The organism is Pseudomonas sp. UYEF17, assembly GCF_040546125.1.
GTDB classification, from domain to species: domain Bacteria; phylum Pseudomonadota; class Gammaproteobacteria; order Pseudomonadales; family Pseudomonadaceae; genus Aquipseudomonas; species Aquipseudomonas putida_Z.
On the sequence record NZ_JBEPNE010000019.1, the window covers coordinates 62,174 to 76,885 of the forward strand.

16 protein-coding genes are annotated in these 14,712 nt (G+C 64.3%); 4 read left to right on the forward strand and 12 right to left on the reverse strand.

The genetic code is table 11. The annotated features are described in order from the left end of the window. Positions 1-8 precede the first annotated feature (8 nt). The 3 genes from ABIB24_RS22580 to ABIB24_RS22590 form a co-directional block, all read right to left on the reverse strand. A complete protein-coding gene (locus ABIB24_RS22580; protein ID WP_025339000.1) occupies positions 9-1,367 on the reverse strand; it encodes a DUF1329 domain-containing protein in 1,359 nt (452 codons plus the stop codon). Positions 1,368-1,405: 38 nt separating this feature from the next. Then, complete coding sequence (locus tag ABIB24_RS22585; RefSeq protein ID WP_085616459.1) at positions 1,406-3,361, reverse strand: DUF1302 domain-containing protein; 1,956 nt, start codon at positions 3,359-3,361, stop codon at positions 1,406-1,408. Positions 3,362-3,435: 74 nt separating this feature from the next. Then, positions 3,436-4,014 carry an RBBP9/YdeN family alpha/beta hydrolase gene (locus tag ABIB24_RS22590; protein ID WP_274078858.1) on the reverse strand — a complete coding sequence of 193 codons (579 nt, stop codon included), beginning with the start codon at positions 4,012-4,014 and terminating at the stop codon, positions 3,436-3,438. A gap of 307 nt (positions 4,015-4,321) precedes the next feature. Between ABIB24_RS22590 and ABIB24_RS22595 the strand changes: the two genes are divergently transcribed. Continuing rightward, positions 4,322-5,350: an AraC family transcriptional regulator gene (locus ABIB24_RS22595; protein WP_137163850.1), complete on the forward strand. Its 1,029-nt coding sequence runs from the start codon at positions 4,322-4,324 to the stop codon at positions 5,348-5,350. A gap of 262 nt (positions 5,351-5,612) precedes the next feature. Here ABIB24_RS22595 and ABIB24_RS22600 read toward each other — a convergent pair whose 3' ends face one another. The 7 genes from ABIB24_RS22600 to ABIB24_RS22630 all read right to left on the reverse strand — a co-directional run bounded on the left by ABIB24_RS22600 (position 5,613) and on the right by ABIB24_RS22630 (position 12,056). Then, the gene (locus tag ABIB24_RS22600; RefSeq protein WP_137163849.1) at positions 5,613-6,629 is read right to left on the reverse strand and encodes a YeiH family protein; all 1,017 of its coding nucleotides are present in this window, start codon (positions 6,627-6,629) and stop codon (positions 5,613-5,615) included. Further along, positions 6,626-6,952: a Rieske (2Fe-2S) protein gene (locus ABIB24_RS22605; protein WP_137163848.1), complete on the reverse strand. Its 327-nt coding sequence runs from the start codon at positions 6,950-6,952 to the stop codon at positions 6,626-6,628. Before ABIB24_RS22605 ends, ABIB24_RS22600 begins: the two co-directional genes overlap by 4 nt. Beyond that, positions 6,949-7,602, reverse strand: a complete 654-nt coding sequence (locus ABIB24_RS22610; RefSeq protein ID WP_137163847.1) for a DsbA family protein — start codon at positions 7,600-7,602, stop codon at positions 6,949-6,951. Before ABIB24_RS22610 ends, ABIB24_RS22605 begins: the two co-directional genes overlap by 4 nt. Then, on the reverse strand, positions 7,599-8,915 hold the full coding sequence (locus tag ABIB24_RS22615; protein WP_137163846.1) for an MFS transporter: 1,317 nt from the start codon (positions 8,913-8,915) through the stop codon (positions 7,599-7,601). Before ABIB24_RS22615 ends, ABIB24_RS22610 begins: the two co-directional genes overlap by 4 nt. 194 nt (positions 8,916-9,109) lie before the next feature. Then, positions 9,110-10,159: a beta-keto acid cleavage family enzyme gene (locus ABIB24_RS22620; protein ID WP_039613499.1), complete on the reverse strand. Its 1,050-nt coding sequence runs from the start codon at positions 10,157-10,159 to the stop codon at positions 9,110-9,112. A gap of 54 nt (positions 10,160-10,213) precedes the next feature. Continuing rightward, positions 10,214-11,062 carry a TauD/TfdA dioxygenase family protein gene (locus tag ABIB24_RS22625; RefSeq protein WP_013972530.1) on the reverse strand — a complete coding sequence of 283 codons (849 nt, stop codon included), beginning with the start codon at positions 11,060-11,062 and terminating at the stop codon, positions 10,214-10,216. 13 nt (positions 11,063-11,075) lie between these two features. Beyond that, positions 11,076-12,056, reverse strand: coding sequence for a quinone oxidoreductase family protein (locus tag ABIB24_RS22630; protein ID WP_137163845.1), 981 nt, complete (start codon positions 12,054-12,056; stop codon positions 11,076-11,078). Positions 12,057-12,285: 229 nt separating this feature from the next. On the opposite strand from ABIB24_RS22630, the gene ABIB24_RS22635 reads away from it, so the two are divergent. Continuing rightward, the gene (locus ABIB24_RS22635; protein ID WP_025338990.1) at positions 12,286-12,492 is read left to right on the forward strand and encodes a hypothetical protein; all 207 of its coding nucleotides are present in this window, start codon (positions 12,286-12,288) and stop codon (positions 12,490-12,492) included. A gap of 274 nt (positions 12,493-12,766) precedes the next feature. Beyond that, positions 12,767-13,123 (forward strand): osmotically-inducible lipoprotein OsmE, encoded by a 357-nt coding sequence (gene osmE, locus ABIB24_RS22640; protein WP_137163844.1) that lies wholly within the window; start codon positions 12,767-12,769, stop codon positions 13,121-13,123. A 1-nt stretch (position 13,124) separates the two neighbouring features. On the opposite strand, the gene ABIB24_RS22645 is transcribed toward osmE, so the two are convergent. Then, positions 13,125-13,484: a hypothetical protein gene (locus ABIB24_RS22645; RefSeq protein ID WP_354317268.1), complete on the reverse strand. Its 360-nt coding sequence runs from the start codon at positions 13,482-13,484 to the stop codon at positions 13,125-13,127. A gap of 134 nt (positions 13,485-13,618) precedes the next feature. On the opposite strand from ABIB24_RS22645, the gene ABIB24_RS22650 reads away from it, so the two are divergent. Next, the gene (locus ABIB24_RS22650; protein ID WP_137164798.1) at positions 13,619-13,819 is read left to right on the forward strand and encodes a hypothetical protein; all 201 of its coding nucleotides are present in this window, start codon (positions 13,619-13,621) and stop codon (positions 13,817-13,819) included. A 306-nt stretch (positions 13,820-14,125) separates the two neighbouring features. On the opposite strand, the gene ABIB24_RS22655 is transcribed toward ABIB24_RS22650, so the two are convergent. Continuing rightward, positions 14,126-14,548, reverse strand: a complete 423-nt coding sequence (locus ABIB24_RS22655; RefSeq protein ID WP_013972524.1) for an anti-virulence regulator CigR family protein — start codon at positions 14,546-14,548, stop codon at positions 14,126-14,128. Between the last annotated feature and the right edge of the window lie 164 nt (positions 14,549-14,712).

Below are 14,712 nucleotides of genomic sequence, written 5' to 3' on the forward strand. Positions count from 1 at the left end.
CCGTGCGTTCAGCGAATGCCGTTGCCGGCCAGCGACTCGGGCGACCACTGGGTTTTCGACAGCGGGTCGATGTAGCGGATGCCGCCGTAGGCGCCGACCACGCCATTGAGGTTGTAGGTGCCGCCGATCAGGTCGTAGATCATGAACGGCGTGGCGTCCGGGGTCTGCTTGTCGTAGCTCTGGGTGAGGAAGGCGAACGAGCCGCGGTACAGCTGGCCACGGGCGTCGTACTGGTCCGAGGCCAGGGCGATCCAGCTGTCTTCGTCGAGGTAGAAGCGGCGCTTGTGGTAGATATGGCGCGCACCGTCCTTGAGCTTGCCTTCCACCACCCACACCCGGTGCTTCTCCCAGCGCACGAACTGCGGCGCCAGGTGGTTGGGGGTGATCACCTGCTTGACGTCGGTGTTGTAGGTCAGCTGGTAGGTGTTGTACGGCACGTACATTTCCTGCTTGCCGACCAGGGTCCAGTCGTAGCGGTCCAGCGCACCGTTGAAGACGAACACGTCATCGTAGGTACCCGAACCGGAGGTGCCCGGGTTGGGCGTGTCGTAGGCCAGGTTCGGCGCCAGCTTGACCCGGCGCTGGCCCGGCAGGTACTGCCAGGCACTGCGTGGCTGCACCAGCGGGTTGGCGGCATCGCGCAGCATCATCGCTTCGCCGGCACGGCGTGCGGGCCCGGTGTACACCAGTTTCATCTGGTAGTAGGTGTCCTTGGCACCGATCGGCTTGGTCATGTCTTCGTAGATCGGGTAGCTGATATTGGCCTGGCCGGTGGTCGACAGCGATGGCTTGCCAGCAGCGTCGACGTTCCACGAGTCGTACTTGGCAGTCATGCTCACGCCCTGATAGCGCAGCAGGAAGTTCCACATGGCCTCGGCGCCGTTCTGCGGAATGGGGAACGGGATGCCCGGCAGCACGTTGTCTACCGCAGTGCCGCCCTCCTTGCTGTTGGCGGCAGTGGCGTTCTTGCGGGTGTTGTCGAGTACCGCTTGCGGCAGCGCCACGCTACGGTGGGTCGGGTACACATCGACGCGGTAGCTGGGGTAGCGCTTGAGCAGTTCCAGGGTGGTGGCGGTCAGTTGGCCCTTGTACTGCTCGGCGTTCTTGCCATCGATGACCAGCAGCGGCTTGTCGCTGGCGAACGGGTCGGGGCGCATGCTGGCGCCGCTCTGGTAGCTGGCTGGCGGCGTCAGCAGGCCGCCCTGGTAGGCCGGGATCGAGCCATCGGCGTTGCCGGCCTTTTCCGCGCCGATGACGGTCAGGCTGGTGCCCAGGCGCGCGGCCTGGTCAGTGGAAACGGCGGCCTGGGCAGCGTTCAGGGCGGCCAGTGACAGGCACGAGGCCAGCAGGGTACGTACGAAATTCATGATGGTTGTCTTCCTGTGTAGGCTGTAGGAAACATGACTCAGAAGGTCGTCTTGACGGTCAGGTACAGGGCGCCACGGTCCTCGGTGGTGGCACCACCGCCGGAGAAGGAGGCGTAGCCGCCGCCGTAGCAGGTGTAATCCTGTTCGCCGTCCAGGGCGTTGGGGGTGCTGCCGTCGGTCTGGCCGTCCTTGCAGGCCTTGGTCTCACCGAAACTGTCGACGTACTTGAGGTCGACGAAGTACTGGTTGTAGATCGCGGCGCTCACGCCCACCGCATAGTTGCCGGTGTTCTCGGCGCCACCGCCCTGCACCGGCGACACGCCGTCGAGGCCGACGTTGACCGACAGCGGCATGCTCAGGTCCATGCCAGGCAGTACCTGGTACCAGGTAGGGGTGAAGTTGACGGCGATGCCCCAGTTGTCGCGGGTGGCCTTGTCGATGCCGCGGTAGCTGCTCTTGCCCTTGTACAAGGCCTCGTTGTGGCTATCGAGCTTGAGCAGGTTGCTGTAGAACAGCTCGCCTAGCAGGGTTGCCGAATCGAACAGCGGCGTATCGCCAATGGTCATCAGGCCGTTCAAGGTCCAGTGCAGGGTGTCGCCGGTGGCGCTCAGGCCGTCGCCATCCTTGGGCACGTCGTAGATCACCCCGCTGCTGGGCAGGCGTGCCGGCAGCAGGCCGAAGCCGCCGCCCAGGCCACCCTGGCCGGGGGCGCTGACGATTGCCGGGATGCTCGCCAGCGGCATGTTGTGGCGGATGTTCAGGTCGCTGCCGACACTGATGCCGCCCACATCCTTGGACAGGCTCAGGCCATAGATGTCGATGTCGTCGGAGTAGGCGAACTGGTAAGTAGTGCTTTGCAGCGAGTTGTACAGGTTGCCAACTGCGCCTTGGCGGCTGCCCGGCGGGTTGCCGAACGGGCCGTTGGCGACGGTCATGCCGCGCGCGTCGAGCCAGGCCTGCGGGAGGATCTCGGAGGTCTTGCGGTAGTAGAAGCCGAGGGTGCCGCCCAGCCACTCGGGCGACCACTTGGCCATGATGCCCCAGTCGCCGCTCTTGCCCGGGTTCAGGTCATGGCCACGGCGGATGGTGGTCAGCGCACCGCGCACCGGGATCAGCCCGGGTGTACCGGTGTGGCCGAGCAGGAAGCTTTGGGCGCCCTCGCCTACCACGTCCGAGCCGCCATAGTAGGTACCGGCTTCGGGCAGGCGGGCGGCGTCCCAGTCGAAGAAGTACTGGGCGCCCAGGGTCAGTTCGGAGTTGACCAGGAACGAGGTCGACAGCTGGTTGCGCGGCACGAACAGCTCCTTGGCCTCGGTGCCCGGCGAAGCGGCCAGCTTGGCCAGGTCGAGGCCCGACTGGCCGTAGCTCAGCGAGTGCACCGGGTTGAGCAGGGTTTCACCCCAGAACAGGTTGTGCTGGCCCAGCTTGGCGCTGACCTGTGAAGCCTCGCCGACTTCACGGCTGAAGAACACGAAGGCATCCAGCACTTCACCGGACGGGCCGCTGTAGTAACGCTGGGCGTAGTTGCTCAGGTGCGGGCTGCCCAACGGCACACCGGTGCCGGGCAGGCCATTGAGGCTGGGGTTGATGCCGGACTGGTCACCGTTGCCGTTGACGAACGGGTTGCTATTGGAACCGGTGTTGTCATAGGCCTTGTCGTACCAGCTGGCGGTGCTGACGCGGAACCCGGTATTGCCCTGGTAGACCACATCCAGTTCGGTCAGCAGGTCGACCCGGTTGGTGATGTTGGTGCCGGCCTTGCGGAAGTTGTAGTCACCGTCGTTGCTGTTGGGCGTGCCCAGCATGCGCTTGTCGGCGCTTTCGGTGCGTACGCCGTAGTTGTACTTGACGGTGTTGTCGAAGCGCACGGCCCAGTTTTCATTACCGGTATCGACTTCGAACGCCTGGGCGGCGGGCAGCGTGAGCAGGCCGATGGCGCAGGCGAGCAGGCAGCGCTGTGGTTTCACAGCACGGTGAATGCGGTGTTCTGGCATTACGATGGCTCCACGTATTGTTATTGTTTTTTTCGCCGCTCGTCTTTTGCGAGCGTGGCTGGGGCGTCCATGCGCTATTGCAGGTTGGGCTGGTCCAGTCGCTGGATGAACGCCTCGGCCTGCGGCCAAGGGCCGAAGCCGGAGGCCGGGTTGAGGTGGCCGACGGCCCCCAGTGCGACCAGTTCGCTACCCCAGCCTTGGGCCAGGGCGCTGGCCGCGGCAAAGCTGGCCAGGTGGTCGTTGCTGCTGGCCGCGACAATGCTGGGGAACGGCAGCGGCGCCTGGGGCAATGGTGACCAGCCGTGCTCGGCCAGGCTGGCCGGGCTTGGGTAGTGGGCCGGCCATTGCGCGTTCAGGTCGGGCGGCGCCGCCAGCAATGCACCCTTGATCGGCCGCCGGTAGCGCGCCGCCCAGTGGGCGACCATCAGCACGCCAGCGCTGTGCGCTACCAGGATCACTTCACCATCGATCTGGTCCAGTTCGCGCTGGATCGCCTCGACCCGGGCCGTGCAGCTCAGGCCGTCGACTTGCAGTGGCGGTACGCTGCGCACCTTGGCCAGGCGGCCTGCGAGCAGGGTCTGCCAGTGTTCGGCGACATGGTCGCGCAGGCCGGGGACGATCAGCACGGTGGCAGTGGTTTGCAGTTTTTCCACGGTGAACCTCGTGTGCGGTGTAGCTCTTGAGGTTCACAGTAAACAGCCCACCCACCGGGTGCTTCACATTGGGCGTCAGGGGCTTTTCATTTGATGACAATGGCCAAGACAGGGCTTTGCTTTTCAATTCATGACACGCAGGCTATAAAACCAATCAGCCGCTCGCTTTTTGTAGGAGCAGCCTTGTGCTGCGAAGAGGCCCTAAAGGCCATAACAGTGATGTCGGTCGTACCGGCCTCTTCGCAGCACAAGGCTGCTCCTACAAAAAAGCAGCAGTTAGCCTGGAAAACATGGATAACAACAAAAAATGCCTGCCCTAGTCCGTGCCGCCAGCTTGACCAATTACCTTGAGGTGTCCCGCCACCTGGGCCTCAATCCCCATGCACTGTTGGCACAGGTTGGCCTCAGCGCCGCGTTGCTCGATGACCCCAACCGGCGTATCCCGGTTGCCAGCGTCATTACCTTGCTGGAAGCCTCCGCCAGCACCACCCGTTGCGAAAGTTTCGGCCTGCGCATGGCCGAGTTGCGGCAACTGTCGGACTTCGGCGAAATCAGCCTGCTGCTCAGCCACCAACGCACCCTGCGTGATGCGCTGCAGGTAATCGTGCAGTACCGTCACCTGCTCAATGACGCCCTGGCCATTCATATCGAGGAAGCCGGCAAGACCGTGGTCATCCGTGAGGAGGTGATCAACGAACGCGCGCCCTGCAGCCGCCAGGCCACCGAGCTGGCGATCGGCGTGATGATGCGCCTGTGCGCGGCGCTGCTAGGTGCGCATTGGCACCCGATCAGCGCCAACTTCACCCACGCGCCTCCCGCCGACCTGGCCACCCATCGGCGCATTTTCGGCTGCACGCTGGTGTTCGGCAGCGAGTTCAACGGTATCGTCTGCCCGGCCGCCGACCTCGACAGCGCCAGCCCGCAGGCCAACGAGGCCATGGCGCGCCTGGCGCAGCGCTATCTGGACAGCCTGCCGGCGGGCGGCACGCCGTCCCTGGAGCTGGAGTTGCGCAAGACCATCTACCTGCTGCTGCCCATGGGCCGCGCCACCATCGAGCAGGTGGCACAGACCCAGGGCATGAACGTGCGCACCCTGCAGCGGCGCCTGGAAGAAAGCGGGTTGACCTTCAAGGACCTGATCAACAGCGTGCGCCGTGACCTGGTGATGCGCTACCTGGAAAACCCCGGCTATTCGCTGGGGCGTATCGCCGACATGCTGGGTTATTCGATGCCCAGCTCGTTCACCCGCTGGTTCATCGCCCAGTTCGGCATGCCGCCGGCTAGTTGGCGGGCACAGAATTTTGATCAGATCGCGTCAGGGCCGCCAGGCGCCTGAGCTTAGATTTGCGGTGCCTGTGAGATCGAGCGCCGCCCGCGCGGCGCTTCGCAGCACAAGGCTGCTCCTACATCTGTTTCGGGCCAGTTATTCCTGAGGCAGACGCGCGCGGGCCCTTGGTGCCCACCTCGATATTGTGCCGGGCAAACAAGGCGGTCGCGTGCATTGGAACAGGCGTTATTGGCCCGAAACAGATGTAGGAGCAGCCTTGTGCTGCGAAGCGCCGCGCGGGCGGCGCTCGATCTCACAGGCGCCACACATCTCAAGCCGAACCCACCCAATTCATCAACGCCAGCACCAAAAGCACAAGAAACACGCTCTCCCCCACCATCAGCGCAATGGGTTTCAGCCCGACCGCGGCCAGCGCCTTGAGTTGGGTTTTCATGCCCAGGGCACTGATCGCCACCACCAGGCAGCCGCGCGACAGGTCGTTGATACCGGCTTGCACCGCGGTGGGTACCCAGCCTGTGCTGTTGACGCACGCCAGCAGCAGGAAGCCGACCGCGAACCATGGCAGCAAGGGCGGCCGCTGGCCACCGGCCTTGAGGCCCTGGCGCCGGGTGATCATGGCCGCGCAGACAATGACCGGCAACAGCATGGCCACCCGCATCAGCTTGACCACCGTGGCGATGTCGCCGGTCTCGGTAGACATGCTGTAGCCCGCCCCCACCACCTGCGCCACGTCGTGGATGGTCGCACCGAGGAAGACCCCGGCCTGCGCCGGGGACAGGTGCAACCACTGGGCAATCATCGGGTAGAGGATCATCGCCAGGGTCGACAGCGCCGACACGCCGATCACGGTGAACAGCGTTGCATGCTCCTTGCGCGGGTGCTGTGGCAAGGCAGCTGCCAGCGCCAGCGCAGCCGAGGCACCGCAAATGGCCGTGGCACCGCCGGTGAGCATGCCGAACAGCCGTGAAAACCCCAGCACCTTGGCCACCACCACCGAGACCAGGATGGTCACCACCACCAGGGTCACGACCAGGGCCACGGGCTTCCAGCCCAGGCTGGCAATCTGGTCAAGGGTGATGCGCATGCCAAGCAGCGCCACGCCCAGGCGCAGTACCGTGCGGGCGGTGAACTCGATACCGGCCTTGCAGGGGCCGTCGACCGCGAGAAAGTTCAGCGCCATCCCCAATAGCAAGGCAAACAGCATGACCGGGGCCGCGTAATGCTCACCGAGGAAACTGGCGGCCGCGCCGACGACAAGGCTGACCACCACCCCCGGGGCGAGGGTGCGGATACGCTGATGGGTAGCGCCAAGTGCCAGTGTATTCATTGCCCCGCCTCCTCACTGTCAAACACGATGTAGACCTGCCCGCCCTGCTGCTCGACCGGGTAGCTGGCAACTTTCAAGGCCCTGGAATTGACCAGGTAGCCGCTGGCCAGGTCGAAGCGCAGGCCATGCGCGCAGCACTGGATGACACGGCCTTCCAGCCGCCCGCCGCACAACGACGCGCCCTGGTGCGGGCAGCTGTCTTCGATGGCATAGAACGAGTCGGCAACGTTGAAAAGCGCCACGCTGCGCCCTTCGCAGGCCAACAGCACACGGCCGTCACGTTCCGGCACCTGATGGGGGGCCAATGCAATGCGCCGGGTCATGCCCTCTCAACCTCTTGCAGCGCTTCGGTCATGGCCGCATACAGCACCTCGGCAGGCTGTGCACCCGCAACGAGCGGCCCCTGATTGAAACGGAAACGCGGCACGGCACTGCCAGCGCGCCCGGCCCCATCGAGGAACGGGCTGCCGTCGTCACGCAGGCAGTCGACTACCTGCGCGGCATCCAGCCCGCAACACTGTGCGACGTCGAGCAAGGTGCGGCTATCCCCCAGGTCGCGGCCCTGGTGGAAATAGGCGATGAACAGCTGCGCCAGCAAGGCTTCCAGTTGCGCTGCTTCGAGCAACTGGGCAGCCCGCTGCAGCAGCCGATGGGCATTGCCGGTGTTGGGCATGCGGCGGATACGCGAGAAGTCGATGTCCTCGCCTACCACACGGGCAGCGCCGCGCACCTGGGCCTGGCGCTCGCGTACCGCCTCCTCGCTTCCCAGGCGTTGCAGATAGAAGGCATGGAACGGCACGCCAGCGGCGGGCAAGCCAGGCAACAACTGCACACCTCGCCATTGCAGTTGTACCTGCACTTGCGGCTGTTCGCGCTGCAACAGCAACAGGGCGGCCTGCAGGTGCCGCTGGCCAATCAGGCACCACGGGCAGACGAAATCGAAGAACACTTCGACGGACAACAGCTGTTTCACGGTTTCAACTCCCGGGGTGCGTCGGCAGCGTCGTGTGCCGGTGCGTGCAGACGATCCATGTCGCGGTGGTAATGACGTTTGGCGAGGAAAAACACCGCCGCTGCGCCGATGCTCATCAGCGGCACCAGCTGGAAGGCGGCATGCAGGCCGACCAGGTCGGAAACGCGCCCGGTGATCAGCGGCCCGGTGGCCAGGCCCAACAGGTTGTTGGCCAGGGTCAGGGTGGCAAACGCGGTGCCGTGCACCGAGGCGTGGGTGAGGTTGGCGACCATGGCACTGGATGGGCCGTTGGTCCCGGCGGCGATCATCATGCCCAGGCAGATCAGCACCAGTTGGGCGGTGCCGGCTGGCAGCGCGAAAGCGAGGGACAACAGCGCGCAGCTGCCCAGGCAGTAGGCGATGGCCAGGCTGATCTTGCGGTCCGGGCGCTGCCGCCCGAGGCGGTCGCAGAGCATGGCGCAGAGGATCATGCCGATGCCGCTGCACAGCACGATGACTGCCGCAATAGCCCCGGCGCGGTCGGTGCCCATGGCGTAATAGCGGTTCAGGTAGCTGGGCATCCACACGATCACGGTGCCGCCGACGAACAGCTGCAGCCCGCTGCCGACGTAGGCCGCGATGACCGAACGGCTGCTGTACAGGGTGCGCAGCGGGCGGCCGGCCTTGCCTTGCGACTGCTGCACGCATTTAGGCGCAATACGCGCCTCCTTGACGATCAGCGGGTACAGCATCGCCAGCACCAGGCCGAACAGCGCCATGCCGGCGAATGCCCAGCGCCAGCCCAGGTGCTGGGCCAGTACACCGCCCATGGCCATGCCCAGCACCGAGCCGAACATGCCACCGGCCATAAACGCGCCGGCCAGGGTCGAGCGCATGTCGCGGGGGAACACGGCGACCACCACGGCGATGCCGACACTGCCGTAGGCCGCCTCGCCTACCCCCACCAGAAACCGCGCGACGAACATTTGCGGGTAGTTTTCCGCCAGGGCGCAGCCGAGGGTGGCCAGGCTCCACAGTACAGCCATCAGCACCAGGCTGCGCACCCGGCCGAAGCGGTCGGCCAGCAGCGACAGCGGGAAGGTCAGCAGACCGACCATCAGCGCGACGATACCGCTGAGCAGGCCGAGCTGGCTGTCGCTCAATGCCCATTCGCCCTTGAGCAGCGGGAACACCGCATTGAGCACCTGGCGCGACATGTAGTCGGAGATCAACAGCCCAAAGGTCAGGGCGAAGACCACCCAGGCATAGCGCCGGGGGACGCTGTGGGCGGTGTCGGTGCCGGAATCTTCGGCACTGGCGAGATAGGTGGCCATGTTGCCTCCTTGGGGTGATGTGGGTTTTTCTTGTTCTTATGCATTGGCACGCCCCCTGTAGGAGCGGCCTTGTGTCGCGATGGGCCGCAAAGCGGCCCCCGAGTGAAGCGTCAACTCAACTATTGCCGGGGCTGCTGTGCAGCCCTGTCGCGACACAAGGCCGCTCCTACAAAGGCCAGCGCAGGCCAGTGAAGTCAGCGCTGCGGCACGCCCTTCACGCCCGGCTGGCGATTCGGCGCCATGCCGTTGGCCTCGAGGGTCTGCTCGATGCTGTCGTACTGCTGCCCGATGCGGTAAATGGCGCGTGCTTCCTTGCCGCTGGCAATCTCGCGGCCCAGCTCATGGGCCACACGCACGGTCTGCTGGATCTGCTGCACCGAGGTGAAGCGCTTGCCATGCTGGTCGATGATGGTGTCTTCGTTGCCGCAGCGTGGGTGCAGGCCCATGGCCAGGGCCATGGTGTTGAACGGCAGCACGTTCTTCAGCAACGATTCGGCGGTCAGGGTGCAACCGTCCGGCGCGCGGTGGATGAAGTTGAAGAAGTTGAACGGGTTGGGGCCGTCGAAACCGCCGCCAATGCCGATCCAGGTCAGGTTCAGCGGGCCCATGTAGTCACCACGGCGGACGATGCGCTCGAGTGTCTCCAGGGCATGCATGCCGGTCAGCTGGAAATGCGGTTGGATGTTGCTGGCCTGCAGGCGGCGCAGGTGCTCGCGGACCCAGGCCGGGCCGGCCGGCACAGTCATCTCGCTATAGGCGGCATGAATCGCCGGGCTGGCCAGCGAGGTACCTTCCAGGTACTCGGGGTACAGCAACTCCATGATGTTCATCTGCGTGGTGTTGATGGCCACGGTCACCTGGTCGGGGCGCGGCGTCAGCTCGGCGAGCATGTGCCGGGTGTCGTCCGACAGCCACTTGGCCGCCTCGCCTTCGCTTTCCGGGGCAAAGGAAATCGATCCGCCAACCTGGATGATCATGTCCGGCACCGCTTCGCGCACCCCGGCGATCAGCTCGTTGAACTTGGACAGGCGCTTGGAGCCCTTGCCGTCCAGTTCGCGCACGTGCAGGTGCAGTACGGTGGCACCTGCATCAAAGCAGTCGACGGCCTTCTGCACCTGCTCGTCCATGGTCAGGGGAATGTCTTCAGGGAAATCTTCGGGCATCCACTCCGGGCCATAGGGGGCCACGGTGATCACCACCTTTTCCATGTTTTCCGGGTGCAACGAATCGTCGAAGAATTGCATGCTGTAGTCCTCGCTATTGTTATTGTGCGGTTGCCGCCAGCGACGGCGACGAACTCAGAACGTGGGGCTGCCCTTGATCCCGGCGCGCTCCATCTTGCGGTGGCACGGCGGGTAGTCCATGACGGCGTAGTGCTGGGTGCTGCGGTTGTCCCAGATCGCCACGCTGTTGGGCTTCCAGCGCCAGCGCACCTGGTACTCCGGCAGGTAGGCCTGGCTGATCAGGTAACGCAGCAGGTCGCTGGCACCGGGGTTGGCGTCCTGCCCGAAGCGCACCCGCTGCGGGGTGTGGTAGTTGCTGAAATGGGTGGTGAAGGCGTTGACGAACAGCACCTGCTCGCCGGTTTCCGGGTGGGTGCGCACCACCGGGTGCTCGGCATCGGGGAACTGCGCCTTCAGCGCCAGGCGCTTTTCCAGCGGCATGGCGGCGCCAAAGCTGGCCTCGATGCTGTGACGGGCGCGCAGGCCTTCGATCTTGGCCTTCACATCGCCTGGCAGGTTTTCATAGGCCAGCACCATGTTCGCCCACATCGTGTCGCCGCCCACGGGCGGGCATTCGATGCAGCGCAGCACACAGCCCATCGGCGGGGCCTCGCGCCAGGTGGCGTCGGTGTGCCAGGCATTTTCATAGCGGTCATTGGGCTGGTCCGGGCGCTTGTAGATCTGTACCAGGCCCGGATGCTCCGGGTCGCTGCCGGCCACCGGGTGGTCCTCCAGGTCGCCGAAGCGACGGGCGAACGCCACGTGTTCGGCGCGGCTGAAGTGCTGGTCGCGCAGGAACAGCACACGGTGCCGGAGCAACTGCGCGCGAAGCTGGGCGAACAGGTCGTCGTCGTGGATCGCGTCGGCCAGGTTGACCCCACTTACCTCGGCACCGATCGCGCAGGTCAGTTGTTCGATGTGCATGCTGTTGCCCTCTTCAGATGACGAAGATCGACGAGCCGGTGGTCTTGCGCGCTTCCAGGTCACGGTGGGCCTGGACGGCATCCTGCAGTGCGTAGTGCTGGTTGATCTCGATACGGATGCGCCCGCTGCCGACGTGATCGAACAGCTCGCCGGCCAGGTCGGCCTTTTCCGCCGGGTCGGCGATGAAGTCGGCCAGTGCCGGGCGGGTGAGCTGCAGCGAGCCCTTGATCGCCAGCAACTGCGGGTCGAACGGCGGGATGGTGCCTGACGCCGTGCCGACGCAAACCATCAGGCCGCGGCGCTTGAGCGAATCGAGCGAGCCCATGAAGGTGTTCTTGCCAACGCTGTCGAACACCACGTTCACCCCCACCCCGTCGGTCAGCTCACGCACGCGCGTGGCAACGTCCTCGACGCTGTAGTTGATGACGTGGTTGCAGCCATGGGCGCGAGCCACTTCAGCCTTGGCTTCGGTGGACACCGTGCCGATCACGTTCAGCCCCAGCAGCTGCGCCCACTGCGCGACGATCAGGCCGACCCCGCCAGCAGCGGCATGCAGCAGCACGCTGTCGCCGGGTTTGAAGTCATGCAGCCGACGCAGCAGGTAGGCGGAGGTCAGGCCGCGCATGGTCATGGCGGCGGCGGTTTCGAAGGCGATGGTATCCGGCAGCTTGATCAGGGCGGCGGCAGGGATCAGGCGCTCGGTGCAATAAGCGCCCAGGGTGTTGAGGAAGCCGGTGTAGGTGACCCGGTCACCGACCGCCACCTGGGTCACGCCCTCGCCCAGCGCCTCGATCACGCCGGCCGCTTCCACGCCGATGCCATTGGGCAGCGGGATCGGGTAGGTGCCGTTGCGGAAATAAGTATCGGCGTAGTTCAGGCCCACCGCCACCTGGCGCAAGCGCACCTGCCCCGGGCCGGGCTCGCCGACCTCGGCGTCCTCGTAGCGCAGCACCTCGGGGCCACCGGTCTGATGGAAACGTACGACTTTGGACATGCTTGTCTCTCCAATCATCGATCTGGACGCATGGCGTCAGTTCTGGGTGATTGGACTGTATGCCCTTGGGGTGCGGGGTGCTTCGCATCGGACGACAGCGGGTTTTCATTTGATGACAGTACGGGTGTCGACCTGCCGATCACGAAAACCGTGTTTTATTCATGAGTCTCCTTGATGGTTATCCATGGCCAGACTAATACTTAAGTCTCTGCCTGGGGAGGCACGAAAAATGCAACCAAGATTCGTTATCGTTCCCGCTGTGCCGATCGAAAAGGAGTCGTTCCGCGTGGGTAGCCGCTATTACGCCGCTACCGTTTGTGGGGGTTTCGACATTTACGATAACCAAGCGAAGGAGCGGCTCAAGCCCAGTTATCCAAGCAGGACGGATGCACTGATGCAGTGCGAGCAGATGAACAAACGCGGTGATGCAGGCTGATACCCAGAATCCAGACGGCTGTGCGATCCCTGTAGGAGCGGCCTTGTGTCGCGATGGGCTGCGTAGCGGCCCCGGCAACCTGTGCATCGACGCAAGATCCGGGGGCTGCTACGCAGCCCATCGCGACACAAGGCCGCTCCTACAGGGGGCACGTGTTCGTGACAGGAGTATGATGGAAAGCCGAGCGGATTGATGGTGTGATCGCAGAGCCAGGGGTCGCACATTCGCGCGGGGAGCACCTGCCTTCATCGGCGTCCTCTACCGGAGCACTGCCATGAACAAACCCTTTCACGCGCTGATCCTTGCACTGGCAGCGCTTTCTGCCTGCTCGTCCAATTCCGCGCTGTACCACGACCAGCCGCTGGTGGCGAAAGTCGCCAACGGCATGAGCAGAGACCAGGTCATGCAGATCGGCGGCAAGCCCGCTGCCGAGACCGAACGCACCGTGGTGCCCGGCACCTGCTTCGACTACATGCTGACCAAGGCCGACAACCGGCAACCCTACAGCGTGAGTTTCGACGGCACCGGCAAAGTGGACAATACCGCTTTCATGACCTGCGCCGAGTGGAGCAATGCTCAGCGCAGGGCCCGCCTGCCCAGCATGGGCGGCTCTAGCGGATCGGGTTACTGAGTCAGTCCAGGCATTCCCTGGCAGCCTGGCGCAATTTGTCGCCAGACAGGAAGCTGCCCTTGTAGAAGGTCGCGCGGCTGCCCTCGCGGGAATCGACTACGTCCAGCACATCATCGGATGCCACGGCGCTGGGAGCCGTCAGCCGGTAGCCGTGGGCGATCGATTTCTGCGTGGCCTGTGGCGCCAGCGCTTGCCACTTGGGCAGTACGCAGGCGGCGTACTGCTGGGGCGATTTGTGGGTCAGTTTGCTGGCAGTGGGTTTGCTAGGGGTTGCGCAGCCGGCAAGGCCGGTGACCAGCACGGCGGCGAGAAAGATACGAAACGTAGACATTTGCAGTTGGCCATCAAGGATACGCGGCATTTTAACGGGAGTTGTATTGGCTTACCAATCAACCAAAGTCTCGCTGCACGGGCCGCAACTGATATTTCTGCCAGTGGCCTGGGTGAGTGAAGGCTGGGAAAGTGAATCTGCCAATAGCCTTCGGAGCACACACCATGCAAAGGAACACCAACAGAACGCAATTCTTCTATCAGAATGGAAAACTGATCACCCTGAGGGTTGGTGAACAAGGTCGCAGCTTTTTCCGTATTACAGATGTACCACTCGCCGAACTGCAGACGGAAGGCACGCACTCCAGCGGCTTGCTGACCACGGACGATAAGGGTTCAGTACTGAACGTGCAGGAAAAAACCTGATTTTGGAGGAACGGGCGCTATCGAGAACACCGGCGTATCCGGTATCAGCCATCGCGTCGCCTGCTTCGCGGGTGAACCCGCTCCCACAGGGACCCCATCAGCCGAAAGAATGCACCGTTCCTGTGGGAGCGGGCGTGCCCGCGAACACCGGCGCAGCCGGTGCCAGCCACCGCGTCGCCTGCTTCGCGGGCATGCCCGCTCCCACAAGGCCCCCACCTGCCGAAAGAATGCGCTGTACCTGTGGGCGCAGCCGGTGCCAACCACCGCGTCACCTGCCGGGGCGCTCGCTGACACCTGCGCCTGACGTCAATCCAGCGCGCCGTTCAACACCTCGTAGATAATCCCCGTAGCAACTGCCACCAGGATCAGGTCCGCACCCGCCTGCATCCATTCATAGCCATCGTAATGAGGCAGTTGCCCCAGCAGCCTGCCATCCAGCTTCTTGGCGATACCCGGCGGCAGCGGTTTGCCACGGGCCAGGTTCTTCTGAATGCCGGGGGGCAGCGCCGGCCCTGCGCTCCAGTAGCTGCGGTGCCCGTCAAGAATGCCAAGCACATCGCCACGGTTTATCGAGGGCCCACCATACGAGCCCCCGTGACCTTGACCATGCTGGCCCTTGTCCTTGCCGTGGCCCTGCCCTTTACCATTACCCGGGTCGGCATAAGTAAGCGCCGGCCCCACTGCCAGCGCGATCGAGGTAGCGATAACTGCCCATCGACGCTTTGCCATAGCTGTTTCCTTACACCAGAGACGTCCCAGCACTGTAGACCAAAACCCGGTTCAGGGTGAAAGTCCCCAAACCCGGGTCAGGGCTTGGCACTCCGATAGAGCATGATGGCTGCCACATCGAGTGCCAACACGGCAACGGCGAAGAGAAACATGAAGTACAGATC